Source organism: Rhodobacter ferrooxidans (assembly GCF_000176015.1).
Lineage (GTDB): Bacteria > Pseudomonadota > Alphaproteobacteria > Rhodobacterales > Rhodobacteraceae > Pseudorhodobacter_B > Pseudorhodobacter_B ferrooxidans.
Map to the genome: position 1 here is coordinate 17,408 of NZ_ACYY01000005.1, position 25,619 is coordinate 43,026.

Annotated in this window: 24 protein-coding genes, 2 tRNA genes and 2 pseudogenes; 13 read left to right on the top strand and 15 right to left on the bottom strand. The window is 66.6% G+C overall.

The genetic code is table 11. The features are described from left to right. Window positions 1-82: 82 nt before the first annotated feature. The 3 genes from RSW2DRAFT_RS17125 to RSW2DRAFT_RS05010 all read left to right on the top strand — a co-directional run bounded on the left by RSW2DRAFT_RS17125 (window position 83) and on the right by RSW2DRAFT_RS05010 (window position 1,162). Window positions 83-556 (top strand): HU family DNA-binding protein, encoded by a 474-nt coding sequence (locus tag RSW2DRAFT_RS17125; RefSeq protein ID WP_008028685.1) that lies wholly within the window; start codon window positions 83-85, stop codon window positions 554-556. A 12-nt stretch (window positions 557-568) separates the two neighbouring features. Continuing rightward, window positions 569-643: transfer RNA gene (locus tag RSW2DRAFT_RS05005), tRNA-Val, on the top strand. A 144-nt stretch (window positions 644-787) separates the two neighbouring features. Then, a complete protein-coding gene (locus RSW2DRAFT_RS05010) occupies window positions 788-1,162 on the top strand; it encodes a hypothetical protein (protein WP_040671646.1) in 375 nt (124 codons plus the stop codon). Here RSW2DRAFT_RS05010 and RSW2DRAFT_RS05015 read toward each other — a convergent pair. Genes RSW2DRAFT_RS05015 through RSW2DRAFT_RS05035 form a run of 5 tightly spaced genes read right to left on the bottom strand, consistent with a single transcriptional unit; the run spans window position 1,159 to window position 6,154 of the window. Next, on the bottom strand, window positions 1,159-1,731 hold the full coding sequence (locus tag RSW2DRAFT_RS05015; protein ID WP_008028689.1) for a hypothetical protein: 573 nt from the start codon (window positions 1,729-1,731) through the stop codon (window positions 1,159-1,161). The two genes, RSW2DRAFT_RS05010 and RSW2DRAFT_RS05015, sit on opposite strands and share 4 nt — an antisense overlap. Beyond that, entirely contained in the window at window positions 1,728-2,219 is a 492-nt protein-coding gene (locus RSW2DRAFT_RS05020; RefSeq protein ID WP_008028691.1) for a hypothetical protein, read from the bottom strand. The genes RSW2DRAFT_RS05015 and RSW2DRAFT_RS05020 overlap by 4 nt, the downstream gene beginning before the upstream one ends. A gap of 15 nt (window positions 2,220-2,234) precedes the next feature. Then, window positions 2,235-3,584, bottom strand: coding sequence for a hypothetical protein (locus RSW2DRAFT_RS05025; RefSeq protein WP_008028693.1), 1,350 nt, complete (start codon window positions 3,582-3,584; stop codon window positions 2,235-2,237). Window positions 3,585-3,614: 30 nt separating this feature from the next. Then, window positions 3,615-5,351 carry a hypothetical protein gene (locus RSW2DRAFT_RS05030; RefSeq protein ID WP_008028694.1) on the bottom strand — a complete coding sequence of 579 codons (1,737 nt, stop codon included), beginning with the start codon at window positions 5,349-5,351 and terminating at the stop codon, window positions 3,615-3,617. Further along, entirely contained in the window at window positions 5,348-6,154 is an 807-nt protein-coding gene (locus RSW2DRAFT_RS05035; protein WP_008028697.1) for a hypothetical protein, read from the bottom strand. The genes RSW2DRAFT_RS05030 and RSW2DRAFT_RS05035 overlap by 4 nt, the downstream gene beginning before the upstream one ends. Window positions 6,155-6,248: 94 nt before the next feature. Between RSW2DRAFT_RS05035 and RSW2DRAFT_RS05040 the strand changes: the two genes are divergently transcribed. The 3 genes and pseudogenes from RSW2DRAFT_RS05040 to RSW2DRAFT_RS05050 all read left to right on the top strand — a co-directional run bounded on the left by RSW2DRAFT_RS05040 (window position 6,249) and on the right by RSW2DRAFT_RS05050 (window position 9,412). Continuing rightward, entirely contained in the window at window positions 6,249-7,352 is a 1,104-nt protein-coding gene (locus RSW2DRAFT_RS05040; RefSeq protein WP_008028698.1) for a hypothetical protein, read from the top strand. A 712-nt stretch (window positions 7,353-8,064) separates the two neighbouring features. Further along, window positions 8,065-8,984, top strand: a pseudogene (locus RSW2DRAFT_RS18450) (polyprenyl synthetase family protein). A 2-nt stretch (window positions 8,985-8,986) separates the two neighbouring features. After that, complete coding sequence (locus tag RSW2DRAFT_RS05050; protein ID WP_008028704.1) at window positions 8,987-9,412, top strand: hypothetical protein; 426 nt, start codon at window positions 8,987-8,989, stop codon at window positions 9,410-9,412. 10 nt (window positions 9,413-9,422) lie between these two features. On the opposite strand, the gene RSW2DRAFT_RS05055 is transcribed toward RSW2DRAFT_RS05050, so the two are convergent. The 3 genes from RSW2DRAFT_RS05055 to RSW2DRAFT_RS05065 form a co-directional block, all read right to left on the bottom strand. Continuing rightward, a tRNA-Gly gene (locus RSW2DRAFT_RS05055) sits at window positions 9,423-9,496 on the bottom strand. Between the two features lie 63 nt (window positions 9,497-9,559). Continuing rightward, window positions 9,560-11,236, bottom strand: coding sequence for a vWA domain-containing protein (locus tag RSW2DRAFT_RS05060; protein ID WP_008028705.1), 1,677 nt, complete (start codon window positions 11,234-11,236; stop codon window positions 9,560-9,562). An 81-nt stretch (window positions 11,237-11,317) separates the two neighbouring features. Beyond that, the gene (locus RSW2DRAFT_RS05065) at window positions 11,318-11,869 is read right to left on the bottom strand and encodes a flavodoxin family protein (RefSeq protein WP_040671649.1); all 552 of its coding nucleotides are present in this window, start codon (window positions 11,867-11,869) and stop codon (window positions 11,318-11,320) included. A gap of 187 nt (window positions 11,870-12,056) precedes the next feature. Between RSW2DRAFT_RS05065 and RSW2DRAFT_RS05070 the strand changes: the two genes are divergently transcribed. From RSW2DRAFT_RS05070 to RSW2DRAFT_RS05080, 3 genes are all read left to right on the top strand, one after another. Further along, on the top strand, window positions 12,057-12,710 hold the full coding sequence (locus tag RSW2DRAFT_RS05070) for a protein-L-isoaspartate O-methyltransferase family protein (RefSeq protein ID WP_008028707.1): 654 nt from the start codon (window positions 12,057-12,059) through the stop codon (window positions 12,708-12,710). A 43-nt stretch (window positions 12,711-12,753) separates the two neighbouring features. Then, complete coding sequence (locus RSW2DRAFT_RS05075; RefSeq protein ID WP_008028708.1) at window positions 12,754-14,127, top strand: TolC family outer membrane protein; 1,374 nt, start codon at window positions 12,754-12,756, stop codon at window positions 14,125-14,127. Window positions 14,128-14,234: 107 nt separating this feature from the next. After that, on the top strand, window positions 14,235-15,245 hold the full coding sequence (locus RSW2DRAFT_RS05080; RefSeq protein WP_008028709.1) for a hypothetical protein: 1,011 nt from the start codon (window positions 14,235-14,237) through the stop codon (window positions 15,243-15,245). A gap of 91 nt (window positions 15,246-15,336) precedes the next feature. On the opposite strand, the gene RSW2DRAFT_RS05085 is transcribed toward RSW2DRAFT_RS05080, so the two are convergent. Next, window positions 15,337-15,663, bottom strand: a complete 327-nt coding sequence (locus RSW2DRAFT_RS05085; protein ID WP_008028710.1) for a DUF6280 family protein — start codon at window positions 15,661-15,663, stop codon at window positions 15,337-15,339. 214 nt (window positions 15,664-15,877) lie between these two features. On the opposite strand from RSW2DRAFT_RS05085, the gene efp reads away from it, so the two are divergent. Beyond that, window positions 15,878-16,441, top strand: coding sequence for an elongation factor P (efp, locus tag RSW2DRAFT_RS05090; RefSeq protein WP_008028711.1), 564 nt, complete (start codon window positions 15,878-15,880; stop codon window positions 16,439-16,441). An 80-nt stretch (window positions 16,442-16,521) separates the two neighbouring features. On the opposite strand, the gene ygfZ is transcribed toward efp, so the two are convergent. Continuing rightward, window positions 16,522-17,277, bottom strand: coding sequence for a CAF17-like 4Fe-4S cluster assembly/insertion protein YgfZ (gene ygfZ, locus RSW2DRAFT_RS05095; RefSeq protein WP_008028712.1), 756 nt, complete (start codon window positions 17,275-17,277; stop codon window positions 16,522-16,524). A gap of 66 nt (window positions 17,278-17,343) precedes the next feature. After that, window positions 17,344-19,012 (bottom strand): annotated as a pseudogene (locus RSW2DRAFT_RS05100) (ABC transporter ATP-binding protein). Between the two features lie 273 nt (window positions 19,013-19,285). Between RSW2DRAFT_RS05100 and RSW2DRAFT_RS05105 the strand changes: the two are divergent. The 3 genes from RSW2DRAFT_RS05105 (at window position 19,286) to RSW2DRAFT_RS05115 (ending at window position 22,154) form a co-directional block, all read left to right on the top strand. Next, the gene (locus RSW2DRAFT_RS05105; RefSeq protein WP_008028714.1) at window positions 19,286-20,491 is read left to right on the top strand and encodes a pyridoxal-phosphate-dependent aminotransferase family protein; all 1,206 of its coding nucleotides are present in this window, start codon (window positions 19,286-19,288) and stop codon (window positions 20,489-20,491) included. 141 nt (window positions 20,492-20,632) lie between these two features. Next, window positions 20,633-21,415: a gamma-glutamyl-gamma-aminobutyrate hydrolase family protein gene (locus tag RSW2DRAFT_RS05110; protein ID WP_008028715.1), complete on the top strand. Its 783-nt coding sequence runs from the start codon at window positions 20,633-20,635 to the stop codon at window positions 21,413-21,415. A gap of 55 nt (window positions 21,416-21,470) precedes the next feature. Further along, window positions 21,471-22,154: a D-lyxose/D-mannose family sugar isomerase gene (locus RSW2DRAFT_RS05115; RefSeq protein ID WP_008028716.1), complete on the top strand. Its 684-nt coding sequence runs from the start codon at window positions 21,471-21,473 to the stop codon at window positions 22,152-22,154. Window positions 22,155-22,182: 28 nt separating this feature from the next. Here the strand turns inward: RSW2DRAFT_RS05115 and RSW2DRAFT_RS05120 are convergent, their stop codons facing one another. The 4 genes from RSW2DRAFT_RS05120 to metA form a co-directional block, all read right to left on the bottom strand. Further along, window positions 22,183-23,010: a L,D-transpeptidase gene (locus tag RSW2DRAFT_RS05120; RefSeq protein ID WP_008028717.1), complete on the bottom strand. Its 828-nt coding sequence runs from the start codon at window positions 23,008-23,010 to the stop codon at window positions 22,183-22,185. 128 nt (window positions 23,011-23,138) lie between these two features. Then, on the bottom strand, window positions 23,139-23,756 hold the full coding sequence (locus RSW2DRAFT_RS05125) for a TetR/AcrR family transcriptional regulator (RefSeq protein ID WP_008028720.1): 618 nt from the start codon (window positions 23,754-23,756) through the stop codon (window positions 23,139-23,141). After that, complete coding sequence (gene ppk2, locus RSW2DRAFT_RS05130; protein ID WP_008028722.1) at window positions 23,753-24,634, bottom strand: polyphosphate kinase 2; 882 nt, start codon at window positions 24,632-24,634, stop codon at window positions 23,753-23,755. The genes RSW2DRAFT_RS05125 and ppk2 overlap by 4 nt, the downstream gene beginning before the upstream one ends. A gap of 20 nt (window positions 24,635-24,654) precedes the next feature. Continuing rightward, the gene (gene metA / locus RSW2DRAFT_RS05135; RefSeq protein WP_040671650.1) at window positions 24,655-25,578 is read right to left on the bottom strand and encodes a homoserine O-acetyltransferase MetA; all 924 of its coding nucleotides are present in this window, start codon (window positions 25,576-25,578) and stop codon (window positions 24,655-24,657) included. Between the last annotated feature and the right edge of the window lie 41 nt (window positions 25,579-25,619).

Genomic DNA, 25,619 nt, shown 5'->3' on the forward strand with positions numbered 1-25,619 from the left:
TTTCTGTTTCTTGGCAGTTCCGTTATCTGCCGATCTGGCGTAGTCTCGTTGCCAGAACCGCAACAATAACGGGACATCGCCCATGACCGCGCCCAAACCCGCCTCTACCGCCAAACCGGCTGCGAAACCGGCTGCCCGGCCCGCCCCGAAGGCTGCCGCCAAACCGGCGGCCAAACCGGCTGCCAAACCCGTGGTGGCTGCAAATCCTGCGCCGGTGGAAGGGGCTGTGGTTGCCGCCGCCAAAGCCAAACCGGCCAACGCCAAGGCCGCCTCGGTGCTGAAGCTGAAGGACCTGGTGGACCGGGTGGTGAAGGCCACCGGCGGCAAGAAGAAGGGCATCAAGGAGATCGTGGTGGCGACGCTGGCCAGTCTGGGTGATGCGCTGACCAAGGGCGAGGATCTGAACCTGCCGCCCTTGGGCAAGGCCCGCGTCGGGCGGCAGAAAGACCAGGCCGAGGGCGAGTTGCTGGTGGTCAAGCTGAAGCGTGGCGGGGCTGGCGGTGCAGGCCGGAAAGCCGCGAAAGAAGCGCTTGCAGCCGCCGAAGACAACGGCTAAGACGCGCTCCACGGGTGATTAGCTCAGTGGTAGAGCGCTTCGTTCACATCGAAGATGTCAGGGGTTCAAATCCCTTATCACCCACCATTCCATTTTTTCCGACTTGATCGACGAATGTGCCGGGGTGCAACCATGGGGCTGCACAACGGCAGTTTTTTCTGTTAGGATGCTTGGATGCGCTGTGCCGAAGGTGCGGGGCTCGGGTTCACATCGGGAAAGGGAATTGGCGTCATGGCTGACTTGCCTTCAAAGGAAGACCTCGCCGCGGCGGGCGTGCAACTTGATCCGCTGCGCGGGCTGGAATCGGTGACCCAGGCGGCGCGCGATCTGGCCGACAGCCTGCGTCGCGGCACCATCGTCGCGGGCAATCTGGCCGAGCGCGAGTTGTCGATCGTGATCGGGCTGGCCGAGACCATCCGCGACCAGACGGTTTCCGAGCCGCTGCTGAAACGGGCGCGGGCGGTGCCGGTGGTGCGCGGGCTGCGGGTCAGCTCGCACCGGGCGCTGGACCTTGGCTTTGACGCGCTGGGGGTCAGCCTGACGCTGGGCTCGGGCGCGGTGGATGCTTTCCTGTCGGCGCCGCGCGGGGCAGAGAAGGTCGCTTAAGACCCGGCCGCAACCACTTGAAAACTCAAGGTTATCGGGGCGTCGTCGGCGCCATCGGTCAGCCGGAAACTGACGCTCCAGCGGCCCGGTGCGGCGTCGGCGGGCACCTCGACGCTGACCACCAGCTTTTCGAAATCGCGCGGCTGCACCGTCAGGGTTTCGGGGGTGAAACTGACCACCAGCCCGGCCTGCGGTGCGCCTTCGTGCAGCACCTGGGTCAGCCGCGGAGTGATGGCCTCCATCACCTCTTGCCCCGGATTGTCCACCGACAGCGGCACCCGCAGCGTGGTGCCGGCGCTGACCGTGGCACCCGGAGCGGGCTTTGGCGGTTCGGGTTCGGCGGCGCGGGCGGTGCGGCTGGCGGCCATCACCGTGGCGAACATCGCCGTTGCCGCCGTGCTGCCATGGCGGATGATGGATTGCAGCGGGGTTTCCCCGGCGCGGTTGGGTTGCGGCTGACCCGAGACCGCCTCGGCCACCACCTGCGTCACCGAGGCCGACAGCTTCAGCGCGCTGTCCACCAGATCTGCCACCGCATCGCGCGGGCCGGGGTCTTTGGCATCGCTCATGGGTGAACGGCCACCTGCGGCGCCGGGGCGCAGTCGTCATCGCAAGGCTTGGGCGTGGCCACGGTGGCGCCGGTCAGCCGGATATCCAGAAACGGCTTGCCGCGCAGCCCGACCGAGACGGTGTAATCCGAGGCCACCTGCCAGGTGTTGCAGAACCGCACCTGCAGCGGCGTGCGCATCTGCAGCGCGTGATGGATCGGCGCATCCAGTGCCGTCTTCATCTCGTGGCTTTGCGCATGGGTGTCGGGAAAGCGGTGGGCCAGGTTCACCGGCTTGTCAGGACCGGCGTCGAACCGGACCTCGTGTTCCAGCTTGCAGGCGCAATCGTCGTCCCACAGGTGCATGTGCACCATCGGCTTGTCGGTGCGGTGGACAAAATCCGCCTGCACCCGGTGGCTCAAGGGATCGTGCCGGTCGCTGCCCGCCAGCGCAAAAGCCGCCCCGGCGGGCTGGCTGACGATCAGGTGCCGGGTTTCTTCGTCTGACATGCAAAGCCCCTCGCGTTAGCGGATTCTGTAAACATCCATATCAAATTTGGCGTTGCATTGCCAATTTTCAAAGACGATGCGAATCTCGTGCTCGCCGCACAGACAGGCATGGCCGAAGGCGGTCTTGCCTTCCTCGTCCAGATGCACACAGATCTCGGCACCATCGACCCAAAGCGTGAACACCCGGTCGGTGACGATCTGGATGCGGTAAACCCCGGCATTGAAGCAGCCCTTGCCGACCCAGGCGGCGCGGTAGGGCAGGTTGATCTCGCGCAGGCTGCGCGGGCGCATGTCGCTGCTGGGCAGGCCTTCGGCGCAATTGGCGTCGGGGCCGATGTCCAGCGCCTGGCGGTTGACGGTGATCCAGACCGGCCGGCTGGCCGAGCACAGCGCGTGCTGCAAGGTGACGCCGCGCACCAGATGCACCTGATCGGGCAGGCCGCGCGCGGCTCCCAGTTCGGGCGAGGCATTGGTGAAGCCGCGCCGCACATAGACCGGCGTGCCCACCTCGCCATGGTTGATGTCGCCACCGTCCTTCGGTTTTTCCGCCGGTTTGGCGGCAAACACCTCGACCCGCAGCTTGTCGCGCAGCGCCGCATTCAGCAGCGCGTATTCCGGCGAGCCTTGCACCACCGCCAGCAGCAGCCGTTCCGGGGCAAAGCGGTCCAGCGGCACCACATTGCCTGCCGCCGAAAACTCGGGCGCCGTGGTGACGGCGATCAGCATCAGGTTCGAGATCGGCATATGGGTGATTTCCTCGACGAAGGCCGAGAATTGCGCCAGTTCCGCGCCGTTGCCGCCCAGGCCCGCCAGATCGCTTTGCTCGATCATCACCACCTGGCGCTGCTTGACGTCATAGGTCACCGCGACCGAGGCCCCCGCCGCCTGTGCCGCCCGCGCCAGATCGACCATCGCCAGCGCCACACCGCGTTCGGGCGCTTGCAGGTTGATGGTGAAAATCTCGACCCCGGCATCGGTCAGCAGCGCCAGCTTGGCGCGGTCGGCGGCTTCGCCATGCGGGCCGATGTTGACCTCGAATTCGATGCCGACGCCGACCACCGTGCCCTGCGCCACCGAGGTATCCCTTGGCCAGTCCAGCGCGTCGCGGGTCAGGCGTTTCACCGCGTCGATCGCGCGGCCCTGATCGTCCTGCTTGTCATAGATGATCTCGACCGGCTCGGCGCGGTTCATCGCATCGCGCAGGATACCCAGCTTCGACAACCGCTCGTTGAAGCGTTCGGGGTCGGCGTCCAGATCGGCCACGGTATAGACCTGCGTGCTGCCATCGGCATGCAGCACCGTGGCCTCGACCAGACCGGCGCGGCCCACGCCCAAGGCTTCGACAAATCCCCTTTCCGTCGGCATCGCATCGTCCTTTCCCTGTTGGCGACCCGGTCAGGGCCGCGGCAAATCTCCGCTTTCCTGCAAATCCTCGAAACTGGTGCCCTCGCGGCGCAGCCGCAGCTTGCCGGGCAGCACCAGCCCCTGCGCGCTGGTCTGGCACGACAGCAGGCAAGCCTGCACCTCGGCCACGCCCATCACGAAACTCGGGATCGGGCTCATCTTGCGTTCCTGCTGCCCGGCGATTTCCTCGGCCAGCTCGCCCCCCACCCGGTCGATCATCGATTCCACCACCGCCAGCATGATCCAGCCGACAATCGGAATGATCAGATCGACGAACACGTCGCAGCAGCTTTGCCCGGCGTCGAACTCGCCCATCTCGGCGCGGAAGGTGGCGCTACATTCGGTGTCGGTTTCCACCACATCCAGCCGCAGGAAGATCGGGCCGTCAAAGCTGACATCCGGATCAGGCCAGCAGTCGATATGCACCTCGGCCTCGCCCGAGACCCACAGATGGCCTTCGGCGGTGTCATGGTCGCCGGGGTTCGACGGCGTGACCGACAACGATGTCAGCGTGGCATCGCCCTCGTCGGTGCTGATCTCCTGCGCGCCGCCCGCCAGATCGGGGAATTCCTCGGCGATGGCACTGGCGATGTTTTCATCCAGCACCGCGCGGCTGAGCGCCAATGCCAGAGTATTGGCGCCGCGGAAATTGTCGGGCGCCACGTCATCGGCGGCGGTGCCGGTGCGGCGGTTCATCAGGATGGCAAGGGTCTGGCTGGCCACCAGCAGAAAACCCACCGGGGTCGCCAGCGTCACCGCCGGATCGCCCGACTGCGGCGTGTAAAGCGGAAAGCGGCGGGGCGCGAGGTAACTTGCCGCTTCCGATTGCAGCAGGGCGCGGGCGGCGGCCTCGTCGAACCAGGGTTCCTTGACCGGGGCAAACTCGGCCAGTCGCGGCAGCAGCAGGGGTTTCAGCGCGTTGGCCACCGCTGTTGCAACCGGGCCGCTGGTATCGAAGGTGATCGTGGTGGCCAAGGTCGGGTCAACCGGCTCTTGCGCCATCTTCACCTCGACCGTGCCGTTGCCCAGCACCACCTCGCGCCAAAAGGTCGCCACGCCGTAGCTGACAAAGCCGATCGGATTGGTGACGGTGGCATGCAGCGGCAGCGTCACCTTCAGGAACTGCTTGGTGGCGTGGGTTTCCAGCGCGCCGGTGATCTCGGGGTTGCCGGGCTTGTTGGCCGGGTTCAGCGTGGCATCGCGGTTGCCATCGTAAATCCGCAAGGTGTTGCCGGCGGCGGAAAACACATGGCTGGGCAGCGCCACATAGCGGGTGTGCAGGGCGGCGGTGAAGCGGCCACTGTCCAGCACCGGCAGGCCGGTGAGCGTCGGCACGGCGATCTGCGCCGCCGTCACCCCGGCAAAGTCGATGCCCAACTGATCCTGCCCGTCCACCGGCCAGGTTGCCAGCGCACCGGGCGCCTGCACCGTCGCCGCCAGCACGATCTGCGCCAGGCTCGGGTCGGGCGAATCCGGCACCTGCACGGTGATCTCGATCGGCAGGTCGAACAGCATGTGCTTTTCGTCCTGAAACGCCAGATCGGCGCTGGCGGTCTGATCATCCAGCAGCCGCACCAGCACGGTGACGTTCTGCCCCGAAAGGTTGCGGGTGATCGGCGCCAGGTTGTGGGGAAACATCGCCTCGTTCTTCAGCGCCAGATGGAACACCTCGCGCACCATCGAGATGGCGAACTGCACGCAATAGTCGAAGTTCGAGGTGTTGCTCATTTCGGGGCCGGCGCTTTCAGCCGCACCGCGCGCACGAAGCTGCGGAAGGCATCGACGCGGGCGCCCTTGGCGATCTCGCGGAACTCGGCCGGGGTGCGGAACGGAAAGCCGCGCCGCATGATCTGGCCCAGTTCCACCGCGTCATGCACCACCGGGTCGTCCTTGTAGAACCAGGCCTGTTCCAGCGTCAGCGTAGCCTGCGGCTTGGCCGCGGGGGCCAGATCGGGCAGGGGGGCGTCAAGGTCCATCCGCCGCAGCGCCGGGTTCTCCGGGGCCACTGTCAGGCTGAAGCCGGTGGTGAAATGCCGCTGCTCGGGATAGCGCGGCACCGCCTTGGGGCGGGCGGCTTGCAGGCGGGCGATCGCCGTGGCGTTCAGCGCCGGTTTGTAGGCCGGTTGCAGCCCCTCGATGGCCCGCGGCTTCATCTTGCGCAACTTGAACACGAGCCCCGCCATCCAGGCCGGATCGGTGGGTTTGACCGAATCACCCAAGCTTTCCTTGAGCTTTGCCTCCAGTTCCTCGCGCCTTGTGCGCAGTTTCGGCGGATGGCGCAGGGTGGTCAGAACATGGTGCTGCATCTCAGGGTTGAGGTGGATGCCATAGGCCTCCAGCGCCAGCACCGGATTGGCCAGAAACATGCCGCTGAAGCCGGGCGCCGCCTGCACCCTGCGGGCGATTTCCTTCGCCTTGGCAATCAGTTCGCGGTGGCTGTTGATGTTGATGACCGTCTGCTTTTCCGGCGCGGCAAGCGCCACCACCGGGGCTCTGAGCCCTTGCAACCGGACGGGGGATTTTTCTGCCATTGCCACCTCCGAGACCTGAAACACGGCTGCTGCCAGCCCATTCGGGAACAATTCGCAAGCTTTGGAGACTGAGAGATTTAATGTTACCATCTCTATGGCGAATTTGCATGATTTCTTTCCGGGGGTGCGGTTGGAGCGGTCGTTTCGCTATACGGACAGCATCGCGGCGCCCCGGATCGGCCTTGGCCCGGCGGGGCCGTTTCCCAATTCCGCGCTGCACGATCCGACCGACCGGCGCTGGCTGCACTACGCCTTTCTGTCGCGCGATGGCACACGCGCCATGGTGGCCAATTCCTCCTGGCTTGGCCCGGCAGAGGGCGAGCCTGCGGGGACCGAGCGGTTTGCCACCATCCTGTTGCTGCACGATCAGGGCGGCTGGCACTCCAGCCAGTTCAACGCCGAGACCGAGCGCCCGCCGTGGTCGGCCTTCACCCGGCCGCATGGCCACGGCGAGGCCGGAAACCTGCGCATCGCGGCGGCCAGCGGCAGCCCGGCGGTCGATCTGGCGCTGACGCGCTCCAGCAGGCCCTGCACCAGCCAATGCGCGGTTTTCGCGGGCAACCAGCATCTGCGCTGGCAATCGGAAACCGGGGTGACGGCGCGGGGCCGCTGGCAGACCGACGGCCCGCCGGTCGAGGTGGACCTGGTGGGTTATCACGAAAGGGTGCGGGGCCGCTGGGGCTGGCCCGATCTGGGCGAATGGGTGTTCGGCTTTGCCAACGATCTGGGCGGCGACCCCGATTGCCCGCCGGAATGGGCCGGGGTGTTCACCTTCATCCGGCCCTCGGCAGCGCCGCTGGAGGCCACGGCGTCGTTCATGCTGTGGCACAAGGGCCGGATGATCCGGCATTTCCCGCGCCGCTGTGTCAGCTTTGCCGTGCGCGGCGAGATCGACCGCGACCGGGTATCCATCGCCCCCCCCCTGGCGCGGCTGCTGGGGGTGCCGCCCGCCGCCCCGGTGCCGCGCCGGTTGGCGATCACCGCGCGGCAGGGCGACGACTGGCTGGTGCTGGATTTCGACGCCGACGCTGCGGTGCGCATCGTCATCCCGTCGGAAACCAGTCTGGCGGCGTTCTCGGTGCACGAGGTGGTCGGGCCTTGCCTGCTGGAGGGCTGTGTCGGCGGGCGGCGGTTCCAGATCGAAAGCCGCGGCATCGTTGAATTTTCCGGGGGGGCCGCGGGCGATGCAGGCGGCTGAGGTCTTGCGCGACACCATCGGCGCGCTGGTCAAACGCGCCCCCGCCATCATCGCCGCCGCGGCGCGCGAACTGGGGGCGGTGCGGCTGCTGCTGCGGTTTGGCGATGGTTCCTGCGCGCGGCTGCTGGGGCACAGCAGCACGCTGCGGGTGCAGCTTTCGCCTGCCGATCAATCCGCCGAGGTCGAGGTGTATTTCGACGACCGCGCGCTGGGTCTTTTATTCGACGCCGCCGCCCGGCCCTCGGAACAGGCGTTGGAACAAAGCCTGGACATGCGCGGCAGCCGCGAGGATCTGCTGGCGGCCTGGCGCTGCTTTCGGCTGCTGTCGCAGCGCGCCTCGGGGCTGCGGATCGTGCAGGCGATCTGGGCCGATTACCGCGACAGCCGGGCTGCGGGCTGGGCGCCGCCGCCGATGCCCGAGGCAGCCCCCCGTCCGCGCGGCCCGGCGCATTGGGAAGACGCGCATTGGCCGGCGCTGGACTGGCTGGACCGCCGCCACCCGGCAGGCCGTGACCTGCTGGCGCGCGGCGAACCGGTGCTGGCCCCGGCGCGGTCGCTGTGGAACGGCCGCGATGCCGAAAGCTGGCAGGATGCGGCGCAAATCTTCGACAATGACCTGATGGAGACCATGGCCCGCTGCAAGGCCCGGGTGGTGGATGAAATTCTGAGGCTGATCCCGAACAAGCAGCCGCAGCGCGACCTTTACAGCCTGATGCGCGACTATGTGCAACGCGAGGGCAAGGGCCTGCGCCCGACGCTGGTGATCGCCACCTGCATGGCCTTGGGCGGGCGGTTCGAGGATGGCGTGCGGGCGGCGGCGGCGCTGGAGATGTTTCACAACGGCTTTCTGGTGCATGACGACATTGCCGACGAATCCACCCACCGCCGCGGCCTGCCGACGCTGCACATGTCGCACGGCATTGGCCTTGCGGTGAACGCGGGTGACGGCATGCACCTGTTCGCCGTCGATATGACGCTGTCGAACCTGCAATCGGTCGGCCTTGCCCGCACGCTGGGCATCATCCACGAAATCCTGCACATGTGCCGCGAGACGGTGGAGGGCCAGGCCATCGAACTGGGCTGGATCCGGCGCAATTTCGTGCCCGCCCGCGATGCCGATTACAGCCGGATGAGCACCAAGAAAACCGGCTGGTATACCTGCATCTCGCCCTGCCGGGTGGGGCGGTGGCGGCGGGGGTTACCGAACCGCGGCTGCTGGACCGCTTCAACGAGGCGTTCCGGCTGACCGGCATCGCCTTTCAGATTCAGGACGACATCCTGAACCTGATCGGTGAAACCGAGCTTTACGGCAAGGAGGCGCTGGGAGACTTGCTGGAGGGCAAGCGCACGGTGATGATGATCCACCTGTTCCGCGGCGCTTCGGAGGCGGTGCGCCGCCGCATGCACGCGATCAACGCAAGGCCGCGCACCGCCAAGACCGATGCCATGGCGCAGGAAATGCTGCGGGCGATGCAGCGGGCGGGGTCGATCGACTATGCCATCGGCCTTGCCGACCGGCTGGCCAACGAAGGCGTGCGCCGGTTCGAGGCCGATCTGCGTTTCATTCCCGAAACGCCCGGCAAGGCGGTGCTGCGGCAGGTCTCCAACTATGTCACCACAAGGGCGCTGTAGCCATGATCAACCCGACCGCCTTCGGCCCCGCCGACATTGCCCTGCTGACCCGGCTTGGGGCGCTGAGCGAGGATTTGCGCGGCATCGCCTGCACGCTGGCCCGGCTGGGGGTGCGCTGGCGCCGGGCCGAACCTGCGCGCTGCGCAGGCTGGATCGACGCGGTCGAGCCGCATCCGTTCTACAAGCTGGGGCAGGTGATGTTCGACCTGCTGGAATGGGAAGATTTCATGCTGGACGAGGCCGCCCCGCCTGCCAGCGCCCAGCGGCTGCTGGATGTGGCGGGGCGGCTGCTGGCCCAGGCCGGGGTGCAGATCACCCAAGTGACCCTGCCCGCCGACCTGCCGCCGCTGGAGGCGGGTTTCTACCTTTACCGCGACGTGGTGCTGGGGCTGATCTGGCTGGCCATCACCGGCGTGCCGGGCAATTAGGCAGGGGGGATGGAGCGGGTGAAGGGAATCGAACCCTCGTATTCAGCTTGGGAAGCTGCTGCTCTGCCATTGAGCTACACCCGCGTCGGGCCTTGAAGTAGGCCAGCCGCGCGCCGCCGTCAAGCGGTTGCGCGGCTGGCTTTGGCATCAGGGCACCGCAACCTCGCTGCGCTCGCCGGCCTTGACGCTGACCGGCACTTCGGTTTTCACGTCGCCGCGGAAAACCAGCACCACATAATCGCCCGCTGCCGCCACCAGCGACAGTTCGGCGTCATAGCTGGTGTGCAGCCGTGGGCGCTTGCCTTCGATGTTTTTCTTGGCACCCTCGATCTCGATCGAGGTGGCCCCCGGCGCCGAGATCGCCATCACCCCGGCGTTCAGGATCACCGGCACATCGACCCGCTCGCCGGGTTTGACGGTAAAGGCGGACTCGGCGCTGGCGAGGTCTTGTTCAACCCGCACCAGATAATCGCCCGGCGGCAGGGTGAACTGCGACCCCGCGCCATAGGCGGTGTCGATCCGCTCGCGCGAGCCGTCCAGCGCCTGCTTGGCGGCCAGGATGGTCACGGTATGGTCGCCGCCCTCCATCTGCGTGCCTTCGGCATAATAGCCCTCGATGGCGGCAAGCCCGGCGGCGGCGATCATGTCAACCTCCAGCCGTTCGCCCGCCACCACGGTCAGGGTCTGGCGCACCGAGGCCTTGCCGACCGTCACCTCGACATCCAGCGGACCGGCGGGAACGATGCGGCTGGTGTCGCCGTAATGCGTGGTGATGCGTTCCTCGCCCTGCCAGAAGATCACCGCGGCGTCGTCCTCCACCGGGCCATCGGCGCTGCCGCGCGGATGGATGACCAGCACCCCTGCGTTCAGGATCACGTCGGGGCGGGCCACGGCATCGGCGGTCGGGGTGACATCGGTTTCAACCCGGGCTTCATCAAGGCTGACCAGCAGCCGATAGCTGCCGGGCGGATAGTTCAGCTTGATGCTGCCGTATTCGGTGGTCAGCCGCTCGCCGGTGCTGCCATCGGCGTTGATGAGGTGCAACTCCCAGGCAGCGCCCAGATCATCGGCCACTTCCTCGCCACCCGCCGCGTAGAACAGCCGCGGCATCAGGTTGAATTCCACCGCGGCGGGGGCGGGTTTCGGCGCGGGTTTCGGTTCGGGCGCGGGGGGCGGCGGCGGCGGCTCGGCCACCACCACGGTGGTTTTGAGCGCCTCGGTCAGCGATCCGGCATCCTTGGCTTCGATGTAAAGCCCGCCGGTGGCATCGGCCAGGCAGGCCACCTGCTTGCCCTCTTCGGCGGTCAGCCCGAACCCCACCACATGTGCGGTGAAATCGACGCCCGAGGCTTCCAGTTCCGCCCCCAGCGCGCAGGGGTCGGCGTCGCAGGTCTCGATGCCGTCGGTGATCAGGATCACCGTGGCTTTCTCCTCGGTGGAGCGCAACTCGGCGGCGGCGCGGCGCACCGCTTCGGTCAGCGGCGTCTTGCCCAGAAACTGCATCCCTGCCGCAGCGGCGGCAATCGCGGGGCCAGTGCCCGCGGCGGGCGGCACCATCAGTTCGATGTCGTTGCAATCGCCCTTGCTGCGGTGGCCATAAACCATCAGCCCCAGTTCGGTTTCCGGCGCCACCCCAGCCAGCACGCCCGACAGCGCCTCACGCGCTATCTCCAGCTTGGCGCGGCCGTCGATCTGGCCCCACATCGAGCCGGAGCCGTCCAGCACGATGATGGATTTGCCCTCGGCCTGCGCGGCCAGGGGGGTGGCAAGGCCAAGGGCGCAAAACGCCAGAACGCGCAGCAGGGATGCGGGGTGGGGAGGCATGAAAATCTCCGGATGATAAAACCAATTCCGGCAGCCTAGACGGGGAAACCGGATCGGGCAAGCCGCGGGATTCGGCCGGATTCAGCGCGGTTTGGCCAGAAAATGCCGGGCGGCGGCCTGGGCGGCGGGGTCGGCCTCGATCTCGCCCGGGCCATCGGCAATGCCGTGCAGCGCGCCGCCCCAGGCCATTTGCAGCCACTCAGCGGTGCGGCGCACCATCGCCTCGGGCAGGTCGGCCACATCCGGGGCGGGGTCGGCGCGGGTGGTGATCAGCCACAGCCGACGCGCCCTGATCCAGTCGCCAAAGCCAAGCTGCGGCAGGTCCAGCCAGCCCGACCAATGGTCCAGCAGCAGCTTGGCAGGGGCGGGCAGGGCGTACCAATAGACCGGCGCCACCAGCACGATGTCGCTGGCCGCCTGCATTTCGGCGGCGATTTCGGCCATATGGCCGGTCAGCGGCTCAGGGGCATCGCCACGCCGGTCGTGAAAGCCGGGTAGGCCGGCGCTGGCGAGGTCGATCCAGACCTGCGGTGTCGCTTGCGGCAGATGTGCCGCCGCCGCCCGTGCCAGACTTTCGCTGTTGCCGCCCGCGCGGGCGCTGGAGGTCAGGAACAGAAACGAACGATCCGGCATGGTCCCTCGCGGTTGTCTGGCGCGCACAGCCAAGCACAGCCCCCGGCAAAACGCAAAGCGGTTGCGGTTATGCCGCAGACCGAAACACATTTAATTTCCTGCATATGTATTGCGCGATGCGATGTTGCCGTTGCATCCGGAATGTGGCATCACCAATTGGCAATGAAACCAGACCGATGAGTTCAGCATGAGCGATTACGCCACCCGCCGCACCACCATGGTCGATACTCAGGTCCGCCCGTCGGATGTGACCAAGTTTCCGATCATCGCCGCGATGCTGGCAGTGCCGCGCGAAGTGTATGTGCCCGCCGAACAGCGCGAGGCCGCCTATGCCGGGCAGAACGTGCAACTGGCGGCGGGGCGGGTGGTGCTGGACCCGCGAACCCTGGCCAAGCTGCTGGACGCGCTGGATATTCAACCGACCGAGCTGGTGCTGGATCTGGGCTGCGGCCTGGGCTATTCGACGGCGGTGATCGCCCGGCTGGCCGAGGCGGTGGTGGCGGTGGAAGAAGACGAGGCGCTGGCCGCCGAGGCGCAGCGCACGCTGTCGGCCGAAGGCGTGGACAATGCCGCGGTGATCACCGGACCACTGGTGGCGGGGTGTACGAAACACGCACCCTATGACGTGATCACCATCGAAGGCGCGGTGGAAACCGTGCCCGAGCCGCTGCTGGCGCAACTGAAAGAGGGCGGCCGCATCGGCGCGCTGTTCATGCAGGGCGCGTTGGGCGTGGTGCGGGTGGGCTACAAGATCGACGGCGCGGTGACCTGGCGCTTTGCCTTCAATGCCGCGGCCCCGGTGCTGCCGGGCTTTGCGGCAAAGCCGGTCTTCACGCTGTAACAAGATGATCACCGCTCAAGCGGTGCAACAAGAGGTGCGGGCAATGGGCGTGTTCGGAAAACGGTTTGTGGCGGCGGTGGCGTTGGCCTTGCTGGTCACGGCACCGGCTGCGCGGGCGGAAACCCTGGCCGACGCGCTGATCGCGGCCTATCGCAACTCCAACCTGCTGGACCAGAACCGCGCCCTGCTGCGCGCCAGCGACGAGGATGTGGCGGTGGCGGTGTCGGCGGTGCGGCCGGTGATTGATTTCACCCTGCAATCGTCGTGGAGCAAGGGCCAAAACATGTTTGGCACCCAGACCGAAAACCTCAGCAGCTCTGCCAGCCTGTCGGCGGAACTGATGCTGCTGGATTTCGGCCGCAATGCCCTGGCGATCGAGTCCGCGAAGGAAACCGTGCTGGCCACCCGCGAGGCGCTGGTCGGCATCGAACAGAACGTGCTGGCGGCGGCGGTGCAGGCCTATGTGAACGTGCGGTTGGCGCAAGAGATCGTGGCGCTGCGCGAAAGCAACGTGCGGCTGATCACCCAGGAATTGCGCGCCGCCAATGACCGCTTTGACGTGGGCGAGATCACCCGCACCGATGTGGCCATCGCGGAATCGCGCAGGGCGGCGTCGCAGGCCAATCTGTCGGCGGCGCAGGGCGACTATCTGGTGGCCCGCGAGGCGTACAAGGCCGCGACCGGCGCCTATCCGGGCAATCTGGCCCCCTTGCCGCGGGCTCCGGCGATTCCAGGCTCGCTGGACGAGGCGCGGGCCATTGCGCTGCGCAGCCATCCGCAGGTGCGGCAGGCCCAGCATCAGGCCCTGGTGGCCGATCTGAACGTCAAGCGCGGCGAGGCGGCCATGCGCCCGACGCTGTCGGCCCGTGCCGCGGTTGGGCTGGACGACAGCGGTGCCGATTCGCAATCGGTGACGCTGTCGCTGAACCAGACCCTGTATGCCGGTGGCCGCACTTCGGCGCTGTATCGCCAGGCCATGGCCTCGCGCGATGCCACAAGGGCCGGGCTGCACCAGACCGGCGTCATCATCGAACAGAACGTCGGCAATGCCTGGTCGGCATTGCAGGTGGCAGGGGCCAGCATCTCGGCCACCGATCTGCAAATCCGCGCGGCGCAAACCGCCTTTGACGGGCTGCGCGAAGAGGCCAAGCTGGGCGCGCGCACCACGCTGGATGTGCTGAACGCCGAGCAAGACCTGCTGGACGCCCGCAATGCCCGGCTGTCGGCCGAGGCGACCCGCTATTACGGCGTCTATGCACTGTTGCAGTCCATGGGGCTGCTGACGGTGCAGCATCTGCAGCTTGGCATCCCGACCTATGATGTCTCGGCCTATTACAACGCGGTGAAATCTGCCCCGGCGACCAGCGCACAGGGTGCCAAGCTGGACCGCATCCTGCGCTCGATCGGCGGCAACTGACGGCGGGAACACGCTTTTCCTCATTCGTTAACATGCAACGCGTCCTTTTCTTGTAAGACTGGCGCAGGGCGTTTACACTTTGTGGGTGGAATGTGCGGGGCCCCGTGATGTCTGAAGCTTTGAGTTCGGTCGAGATCGAGGATGTGCTGTCGTCGATACGGCGGCTGGTGTCGGAAGACCTGCGCCCGGCATCGCGTACAGCACCGGTGCCTGCAGAAACGGAACCAGCCCACAAGCTGATCCTGACCCCGGCGCTGCGGGTGGTTGGTGCCGACGAAGCGCCCGAGACCGTTGCCGAAGGTGCCGGCGAACCGGTGGCTGAGGGTGTGGTGGAGATCGTGGCCGCCGCAGCAGCCCCCGACCCTGTAGCCGAAGTCGCGCCGGAAGCCGCAGCGGACATCGCCCCCGAAACACCGCCGGCCGCCGCACCGACCATCGAGGCGGTGGTGTCGGCGGTTGGGGCTGCAGTGGGCACTCAGCCCTGGGAAGACGAGGCCGACGACACCGCGCTGGCCACCGACTGGCCGCCGGAAGCCTGGCCTGAACCGGTGTCCGATGCAGGTGCCGAAGCGGCGCCGGAACACTCCCCGGCCGATGCGGTGGAAGATGCCGAAGTTGTGACTTCGGCCAGCCCGGCTGCGGTGATGGCCGCCATCGAATGGGGCCCGACCGAAGCCTGGGGCGAGATGGACGAACCTGCCGCGACGGTCGAAGTCCTGTCCGCGGCGCCGCCACCGGAGCCCGCAGCCCGGCTGCAGGACGATATCGCCGAAGCCGCCGCCGTGGCCGAGATCCAAAGAGCCGAAGCCCGTGCTGCCGAAGCCGCCACCGCCGAAGCCACCACTGGCAATTCCGGTCCGATCCCGCAGTTTCGCCACGCCGCACAGGCGCCGCAGCCGGAACCGCGCGTGGCGGCCCCCGACCCGGAGGGCATTGCCAGCGTCTTCGATCAGGATGACTCGGTGCTGGATGAAGAAGTGCTGCGCGAACTGGTGCGCGACATCATCCGCGAGGAATTGCAGGGCACATTGGGCGAGCGCATCACCCGCAATGTTCGCAAGCTGGTGCGGGTCGAGATCAACCGTGCCCTGTCCAGCCGCGAGTTTGACGGCAGTTGAAGTGATTTCTGAACTTCGGCTCACAATGGCCTGATCGGAAATGGAAAACGCGTCCGAATGGGCGCGTTTTCCATTTCATCTCTATCTGATTTCAGGCCGCTTCGGCTTGGTCATGATCCAGCGCATGGCGCCGTTCGCTTTCCTCGCGCGACAGCGCCACCGAGGTGCGCACGCCCTTGCTGACAAATTCCATCAGGCCCTTGACCACCCGTTCATTTGGGTCGATCCCCGAGCAGGACAGCACCTCGCGCCCGTCGCGCGACCGCGCCCAGCGGGCGATCTGCTCGGGCCCGTTGCCGTATTTCTTGTCATCGGCAATGGCATCATCCAGCGCGGCCAGAACGACAGCGGCGAACAGCTTGCGGGCGCGCTGCCCCTGTTCATAGTTGAAGGCGGTGCTGTCGATGAAATCGGCCATCTGGGTATCCTGTTCTTGCTCTTGCGTATTCCGGCGTTCAGCGAATATGACGGTTTCGCAACGATTCGGCATTTCCGGTTTGGAATGACTGCCATGCGTATAGCGCATGGCGTGCGTTAGTCCACTACCGTATCTAGTCGTCTTGCCACCGTAGTATCCGGTATATATAGAAGCGGCTTCGCATCCTTCAACCTTTTGTCAAGGTTTTGCCACAATGCCCAAGATCAACGGCAACGAAATCAAGCCCGGGTTCATCCTTGAACATGACGGGGGCCTGTGGGCCGCGGTCAAGGTCAACCATGTGAAACCCGGCAAGGGCGGCGCCTTTGCCCAGGTCGAGTTGAAGAACCTGCGCGATGGCCGCAAGCTGAACGAGCGCTTCCGGTCGGAAGACAAGGTCGAGCGCACCGAGCTGGAAAACAAGGACCAGCAGTTCCTGTATGAAACCGATGGTCGGCTGGTGTTCATGGACGCCGCCACCTACGAGCAGATCGAGATCGACGCCGAACTTCTGGGCGACCGGCGCCCCTTTCTGCAAGACGGCATGACCGCCACCGTGCAGTATTTCGGCGACGAGGCGCTGAACGTCACCCTGCCGCAAAAGGTGAAATGCCGCATCGTCGAGACCGAGCCGGTGCAGAAGGGCCAGACCGCCGCCAACAGCTTCAAGCCGGCGATTCTGGACAACGGCGTGCGGATCATGATCCCGCCGTTCATCGGCCCGGATGAAGAGATCATCGTGCATACCGAGTTGCTGGAATATTCGGAACGGGCCTGACCGCCAGCCCAAAAATCTTGCAAGATTTTTGCCAAGATTTTTCCTGAAAAATCTTTGGCCTCCCGTCAGGGAGGCCTTTTTCATGCGACGCTGACGCGCACATCCCCCGCCAGCATCTCCCCCGACGCCCGGTCAAAGCGCAAAAACGCGATGCCCTGGCCGCCGCTTTGGGTGAACACTTGCCCCGCCGGCTTGCCGTCCGCCAGAATCTCGGCCCCGATCGGCACCACCCCGTCCACCCGCACCAGAACCAGACCCTTGCGCAGCTCGGTCTTGTGCTTCATCCGCGCCGTGACTTCCTGCCCGACATAGCAGCCCTTGCGGAAATCGACGCCGTGCAGCCGCTCGAACCCGGCTTCCAGAATATAGCTGTCGTCGGGGATCAGCTCGATGCCCGATTCCGGGATGCAATGGGCCACCCGGATCGCGTCCCAGTCGATCACCGCTGGCCCACCCGGCGCGCCGTAGCGGCGCCAACCCAGCGCCGGATCGCGCGGGTCGGGCAGCGCGTCAGCGGGTGCCAGCCCAAGTCCGCGCGACACCGACAGCGGGCTTTCGGCAATCTGCACATCGGCGCGCAGCCGATACATCGCCAGCCGCCGCAAAGTGGCCTCGGCCAGCACCTCGGGCAGGTCCAGCAGCAGGCCTTCGGGTTGCGCCACCACGAAGAAATCCGCCAGATATTTGCCCTGTGGCGACAGCAGCGCCGTCCACACGATCCCCGGCCCCTTGGCCAGCGGGCGCAGATCGTTGCTGACCAGCCCTTGCAGGAACTCCAGCGCGTCCTTGCCCGCAACCGCCACCAGCCGCCGCCCCGTTGCCGCTTCGCCCTGCATTGCCCGCCTCCTGCCTGAACCCCAGATATAACCGGCGGGCGGCGGATGGGAAGGCCGCAGGACGCCTTACGCCTTGAATTGCATCCGGTAAAGGTCGGCATACAGCCCGCCGCGGGCCAGCAATTCGTCATGGCTGCCCTGATCGACCACCCGGCCCTGATCCATCACCACGATGCGGTCGGCCTCGCGCACCGTGGCCAGCCGGTGCGCGATCACCAGCGTGGTGCGGCTGTGGCCCAGCTTCAGCAAGGCCGCGGCCACCAGCGCCTCGGACTGCGCATCCAGCGCCGAGGTGGCCTCGTCCAGCAGCAGCACCGGCGCGTCGTGCAGCAGGGCGCGGGCGATGGCGACCCGCTGGCGTTGCCCCCCCGACAGCGCCGAGCCGCGCGGCCCGGCAGGGGTATCAATCCCCAGCGCCAGCAAGGGCAGGAAATCGCTGACATGGGCGGCATCAAGCGCCGCCTGCAACCGGTCGTCCGGCACCTCGCGCCCCAGCGTCACGTTTTCGCGCAGGGTTTCGTCGAACAGCGCCGCGTCCTGCGACACCACCGCGAACTGCGCCCGCAGGTCGGCCAGCGACAGCGCCGCCGCATCAATGCCACCCAGCGTGATCCGCCCGGCGGTCGGTTCGGCAAGCCCGGTCAGCAGGTGAAACACCGTGCTTTTGCCCGCTCCGGACGGCCCGACCAGCGCCGTCATCTTGCCGGCCCGGGCGGTAAAGCTGAGGCCGCGCAGCACCGGCTGGTCGGCATAACCGAACTGCACATCCTGCAGCACGATCTCGGGCGCTCCGGGGGCGGGCAGGGCGGTGGCGGGGCGCCGCAGACTGGAGGGTGTGGTGTCGAGCAACCGGTAAACCCGCTCCAGGCTGGCCGCGGCAATCTGCCAGACGCCCGACAGGTCGGCCAGCCGCCGCACCGGCTGCATGGTCAGGGTCATGGCGGTGAAGAACCCCATGAATTCGCCCACCGAGCGCCCGCCGCTGGTGATTTCCGGCCCCGCCAGCAGCAGCACGGCAAAAAACCCGGCCCCGGTGATCAGATCGACCAGCGCCGGCATCGAGGCGCGGCCCAGCGCCAGCCGCACCTCGGCCCGCACGATGGTGCGCACGATGCGGCGAAAGCGGCCGGTCTGATAGGCCTCCATCCGGTTCAGCTTGATCGCCTGGATGCCGTGAAAAATCTCGTCCAGCCTTGTGGTGCGCAAACCCGCCTGCGTGCGCAGCAGCCGCGATTTGCCGCGCACATAGCGTTTGACCACCAGCACCGGCAGCGTCAGCAGCGGCAGGCCGACCAGCGCCGCCGCCGTCCAGACCGGGTCGATGCTGACCGCCGCCACGAACAGCGACACCACCGCCACCGCGTCGCGCGCAAGGCCGGTCATCAGCGTGGCCCAGACCCCCTGCACCGCGATGGAATCGCCCTGCACCCGTTCGATCAGCGCGCCGGGCGAGACGGTCTGGAAAAAAGGTCTGGTCCAGCGTCAGCACATGGGTCAAGAGATCGGTCTGCATTGCGGTCGATGACCGTTGCGTGATCGTGGTCATCAGGCCGCGCGACATCAGCGATGTGGCGGCGCGCAAGGCGAACAGCGCGAAAATTCCCGCCCCGGCCCCCAGCAGCAGCCCTTCGCCGCCGGTGGTGAACACCCGGTCGAAAATCGGCTCGATCATGAAGCTGAGCGCCCCCAGCGTGCCGCCCTCGATGACCAGCAGCACCAGCGCCAGCGCCATCAGTCCGATATGCGGGCGCAGATAGTCGCCCCACAGCCGCCAGAACAGGCGGCCAGAGGCATAGCGTGGGTCGGCGGGGGTAGAACGGGATGCCAAGCGGCCGGACCTTTGCGTTGGGGCGCCCCGGCGGCGGGGCGTTGCGCGATCTATCCCGAACGGGCGCCCAAGGGCAAGCGGTGGCTGCCGCGGTGCCGGGGCCGCGGGACGTGTTGACCCCGCTTCCGGCGCGGCGTAGCCAGTTCGGGATGCCCTTTTTCAACCCGAAAGCCCCCCCAGATGAACCTTGCCAACGGCCGCCCCTATCTTGCCATTCCCGGCCCCTCGACCATGCCAGACCGGGTATTGAACGCGATGCACCGCGCCGCGCCCAACATCTATGAAGGCGAGTTGCATGCGATGGTGGAGGGTCTTTGGCCCGACCTGCGGGCGGTGGCGGGCACTTCCGATCATGTGGCGGTTTACCTTGGCAACGGCCATTCCGCCTGGGAGGCCGCCAATGCCAACCTGTTCAGCCGTGGCGACCGCGCGCTGGTGCTGGCCTGCGGGCGCTTTGGCATCGGCTGGTCGGAATGGGCGGCGGCGATGGGGGTGCAGATCGACCTGCTGGACTTTGGCAAGGCCAGCCCGGTGGACCTTGACCGTTTTGCCGATGCCTTGCGGGCCGACCATGGCCACCAGATCAAGGCGGTGCTGGTGACCCATGTCGATACCGCCAGTTCGATCCGCAACAACATCCCGGCCTTGCGGGCGGTGCTGGATACCGTGGGGCATCCGGCGCTGCTGGCGGTGGATTGCGTGGCCTCGCTGGCCTGTGACGAATACCGCATGGACGACTGGGGCGTCGATGTCACGGTGGGGGCCAGCCAGAAGGGGCTGATGACGCCGCCGGGCTTGGGCATCGTGTGGTTCTCGGAACGGGCGCGGCTGCGTTGTGCGGGGTCCGACCTGCGCACCCCCGGCACCGACTGGACGCTGCGGGCGCTTGGCACCGAGTTCTGGCAGCACTGGGCCGGCACCGCGCCGACGCATCACCTGTTCGGCCTGCGCGAGGCGCTGACGATGATCGGTGAAGAGGGGCTGGAAAACGTCTGGGCGCGGCATGAGGTGCTGGCAAGTGCTGTCTGGGCGGCGTTCGACGGCTGGGGGGCGGGCAATCCGGCGATTGCACTGAACGTCAGCGATCCGGTGTATCGGGGCCGGTCGGTCACCGCCGCCCGCTTTGGCGCGCCACATGCCACCCACCTGCGCCAGTGGACGGAGCATCGCGCCGGGGTGACGCTGGGCATCGGCCTTGGCATGGCCGCCCCCACCGAGCCGGCCTATCACGGCTTTCTGCGGGTGGCGCATATGGGCCACGTCAACGCCCACATGACGCTGGGGGCGCTGGCGGTGATGCAGGCGGGGTTGGTGGCGCTGAAGATCCCGCATGGCGACGGGATCTCGGCGGCGGTCCGGGTGCTGGGGCAGGCGGCGGGGGTATAAAGCGCGGAAAACCCGGGCAACCTGGTCAAACCGGCGTGAACGGCGGGCATCTGTGTGCAAATGCCGGGAAAGCGGCGGCTTTTGGGCTTTGCCACCCGGCATCGCGGGCCTATCCTGTGGCATCGCAACCGGATAAACCGCATGACCTGCACAGCCCAACGCCGCCCCGTGGTCGGCATCATCGGCAACATGAGCCTGCTGGAGCAAAGCTATCCGGTGCATGCCGGTGGCACGATGAACTCGGTTGCGGTGGCGCAGGTGGCGGGCTGCCTGCCGCTGATCATCCCCACCGATCCGCGGCTGGTCTCGGTCGAGGAACTGCTGCACCTCTGCGACGGGTTCCTGCTGACCGGCGGGCGGCCCAACGTGCATCCGTCGGAATATGGCGAGGATGAAACCCCGGCGCATGGCGATTTCGACCGCTGCCGCGATGCCATCACCCTGCCGCTGATCCGGGCCTGCGTGGCGCGCGGCCAGCCGTTCTTCGGCATCTGCCGCGGCTTTCAAGAGGTCAACGTGGCGCTTGGCGGCACGCTTTACCCGGAAATCCGTGACCTGCCGGGCCGGATGAACCACCGCATGCCGCCCGAGGGCAGCATCGACGAGAAATTCGCGCTGCGCCATCCGGTGCGCTTCACTCCGGGGGGGCGGTTCGCCCGGCTGCTGGGTGCCGATCAGGTGATGACCAACAGCCTGCATGGCCAGGGCATCGCGCGGCCCGGTCAGGGCATCGTGATCGACGGCACCGCCGAGGACGGCACCCCCGAGGCGATTTATGTCGCCGGGGCGCCGGGCTTCACCCTGTCGGTGCAATGGCACCCCGAGTTCAATGCCAGCGCCGACCCGGTGTCGCGGCCCTTGTTCGCGGCCTTCGGGCAGGCGGCGCGCGACTGGGTGGGGCGCGGGGCGCTGAAATCGGCGTAAGCTTGCGTTTGGCCGGTGGCTGCGCCAAGCTTTGCGGGCAATCCGGGGGGGCACCATGAAACGCAGCCGCATCAATCAGATCATGGACGAGGCCGAGGGCTTCATCCGGTCCTTCGGCTTCGTGCTGCCGCCCTTTGCCAACTGGAGCCCGGCGGAGTTCAGGGGCCGCACCGATGCCAGCCGCATTGTCGAGGCCCGGATGGGCTGGGACATCACCGACTACGGCCAGGGCAGGTTCGATGACCTCGGGCTGTTCCTGTTCACCCTGCGCAACGGCCAACTGGCCGATCTGCAGCGCGGCGGCGGCATGTGCTATGCCGAAAAGCTGCTGATCTCGCGCCGCGACCAGCTTTCGCCGATGCACACCCATGTGATCAAGGCCGAGGATATCATCAACCGCGGCGGCGCCACGCTGGTGGTGGAACTGTTCGGCAGCGACGATGCCGGTGGCTTTGCCGACGACCGCGGTGGCCGGGTGCGCTGTGACGGCATCGCCCGCAGCTTCGGCCCCGGCGAAAAGCTGCGGCTGGCCCCCGGCGAAAGCGTGACGCTGATGCCCGGCGACTGGCATGCGTTCTGGGGCGAGGGCGGCGATGTGCTGATCGGTGAGGTCTCGACCGTCAATGACGACATGACCGACAACATCTTCCGCGACCCGATCGGCCGGTTTTCCGAGATCGAGGAAGACGAGGCGCCGTGGCACCTGCTGGTCAGCGATTATGACCGCTGGCTGAAGTAGCCCCGAGCCGCAGCCCGGGGCCAGACGATCAGCCCGCCAGCGACGGCGGCACCGGCGGCAGCAGGGCGGGCACGAAAGCGGGCAGGCCGTTGTTGGGCAGCACCGGCGCCACCACCGGCGTCACCGGCGCCACCGGCGGAGCAACGCGGCGCGGCACCACCGGCGGCGGCAGCACCATGGCGGTCGGCACTGAGCCGTCACGGTTCAGCACGATCACCTTGGCGTTTTCCGGCACCCGCTGGAACAGGTCGATCACGTCCTGGTTGATCATCCGGATGCAGCCCGACGAGGCGTTGTGGCCGATCGACTGCCAATCCGGCGTGCCGTGGATGCGATAGCCATAATCACGGCCGTTCGAGTTCAGATACAACGCCCGCGCGCCCAGGGGGTTGGTCGGCCCACCCGGCTGACCCTTTTCCCAACGCGCCAGTTCCGGCTTGCGGGCAATCATTTCCTTGGGCGGCGTCCAGGTCGGCCACAGCTTGCGCTCGGCCACATTGGCAACCCCGGCCCATTCGAACCCGGCCTTGCCGACGGCGATGCCATAGCGGATCGCCTTGTTCTTGCCGGTGACCAGATACAGCAACCGCTCGGAGGGGTTGATGATGATGGTGCCCGGCACTTCCTCGGTCTGGTAGGCGACGGTCTGGCGCTGGAACTGGGCGGGCAGTTTGTCCAGCGGAATGGCCGGGATCGCGATGCCGCTGTCCTGGCCGGCGGCATAGGCATCGGTGAACACCGCGGGCGTCGGCGGCGCGTTCATGCCGGCCTGCACCACATTGGGGTCGGGCACGCAGGCCGACAACGCCGCAACCACAAACCCCGCCAGAACCATACCCTTAACGCCGGTCGTCATGTGTCATTTCCTCAGAGGAGCCGCAGCCCGATGCCTTCAGCCGCCATTGCATAAAGGTTGATTCTAGTCGAGGTCAGGTTAACGGTCCATTGCAAAATGCCGCAGGGTGTGGCGGTCGGGTGCCTTTGTCAGCGGTCGGCAGGCAGCAGGCCAAGGCCGCGCAGGTAGATGCCGATGCCGGCCTCCAGCAGATCCTCGGGCGGATAGGGCGATTTCGAGCCGGGGTTGCCGCGGGCGAACAGCTCCACCACGCCATGGCTCATCGCCCAGATATGCGCCGAGAACATGCTGGCGGGCGGGCGTTTTTCCGGCGGGATATGCTGCGACAGGGTTTCCGCCGCGCGTTCCAAGACGCCCCGCGCCTTGGCCGCGACCATGGCAAGATCGGGGTGGGCGTTCAGCGACAGCCCCGCCTCGAACATCGCCATGTAATGCCCGGGATAGCGGCGGGCAAAGGCGAGGTAGGCGCGGCCGGTGGCTTCAAAAGCTGCGAGGGCCGTGGGCTGGCCGTTGTTGTAGGCAAACTCCATCAGGGCGGCGAAGATGTCATAGCCTTGCCGCGCCACCTCGGCCATCAGATCATCCTTGCCGGCGAAGTGGCGATAGACCGCGGCGGGGGTGACATCGGCGGCCTTGGCGGCCTCGGACAGGGTAAAGCCCTGCGGCCCCTTTTCCTCGATCAGCGCCAAGGCTGCCTCGACCAGCGCCTGCCGCAGGTTGCCGTGGTGGTAGCCGCGTTTGGTCATTCGGCGTCGGTTGCCGGCATCATCTCCGGCCCGCCACAGATCGCCGGGTCGGGCTTGCCGATCAGTTTTTCGTCTTTGCCTTTGTAATCAACCGCTTGCAGAACGGTCTGAATGGCGGCGATGCGGGCGCGGGCCTTGTCGTCGGAACGGATCACCGTCCAGGGCGCGGGCTTGGTATGGCCGCGTTTCAGGGTCTCGTGGATCGCCTGAGTATAGGCATCCCATTTCGGCAACCCGTCGATGTCGATGCTGGACAGCTTCCACTGCTTCAGCGGGTCTTGCTCGCGGTCGAGAAACCGGCGCAACTGCTCGGCGCGGCCAACCTCCAGCCACAGCTTGACCAGCGTGATGCCGTCATCCACCAGCATCTTTTCAAACGCCGGAAGCTGTTGAAAGAACGCCGCTTTCTGCGGCTCGGTGCAAAAGCCGAACACCGGCTCCACCAGCCCGCGGTTATACCAGCTACGGTCGAACAGCACCATTTCGCCCTTGGCCGGCAGCCAGTCGATGTAGCGCTGGAAATACCACTGCGCCGCCTCGCGGTCGGTGGGTTTGGGCAGCGCCACCACGGCGGCCACCCGCGGATTGAGGTTTTCGCGCATCACGTCGATGGTGCCGCCCTTGCCCGCGGCATCGCGGCCCTCAAACAGCACGACGACGCGCTTGCCCGAGGCCTTCACATCGGCCTGCAGGCGCACAAGCTGCATCTGCAACGCCGCCATCTGCGCCTCGTAGTCCTTTTTCTTCATTTCCTCGCGGTAGGGATAGCTTTTCGACAGGATGTCGTTGCCATCGGCGGCCTCGATGGCCTTGCGCAGGGATTTCGGCGCGGTTTCGCGGAAATAGCGGCTGATGGCGCCGTCGAAGGGCAGGTCCATGGGCTTTCCTTTGCTAAGGGTCAGGTGCCGATCAAGGCCATGTCATAGGGGGTGGATTGGTAGATCTCGTTGATCCAGTTGCCATAAAGCAGATGCGCGTGGCTGCGCCAGCGGTTCTGCGGCGGGCGGCTTGGGTCGTTGTCGGGGTAGTAGTTGGCGGGCACGTTGATCGCGGTGCCATTGGCCACGTCGCGGTCGTATTCCTGTTTCAGCGTGTCGCTGTCATATTCGAAATGGTTGAACACATAAAGCGCGCGGTGGCTTGGGTCGTCGATCAGGCAGGGGCCGACCTCGTCGCTGGCCAGCAGCGTCACCAGGCCCGGCACCGCGTCGATTTCGGCCTGTTTCATCTCGGTCCAGCGGCTGACCGGGATCACCAGATCGTCGGAAAAGCCGCGCAGATAGGGCGAGGTCGGCTGCACCACCCGATGCCGGAAACAGCCGAAAGCCTTGGCCGCCAGCATGTGTTTGCGCACCCCGTGAAAGTGGTTGATCATCGCCATGCCGCCCCAGCAGACGCCAAAGGTGGAGTGCACATGGCTTTGGGTCCAGTCCATCACCTGCTGCAATTCGGGCCAGTAGGTCACGTCTTCAAACGCCAGATGCTCGATCGGTGCGCCGGTGATGATCAGCCCGTCGAACTTTTCGCCCGAGGCGGCGATGTCGGCAAAGGGGCGGTAGAATTCCTGCATATGCTCGGCGGCGGTGTTTCTGGTCTGATGCTCGGTCATGCGGATCAGCGAAAAGTCGATCTGCAGCGGCGTGGCACCGATCAGCCGGGCAAACTGGTTCTCGGTCTGGATCTTCTTCGGCATCAAGTTCAGCAGCGCAATCCGCAGCGGCCGGATTTCCTGCGTCGCCGCCCGTTCGGTCGTCATCACCATGACGCCTTCACGGCGCAGCACGGCAAAGGCGGGCAGGGTGGCGGGCAGGGTGATAGGCATGGGCAGGACTTTCCGCGGTAAGACCCCAGAGTTATGAGAGT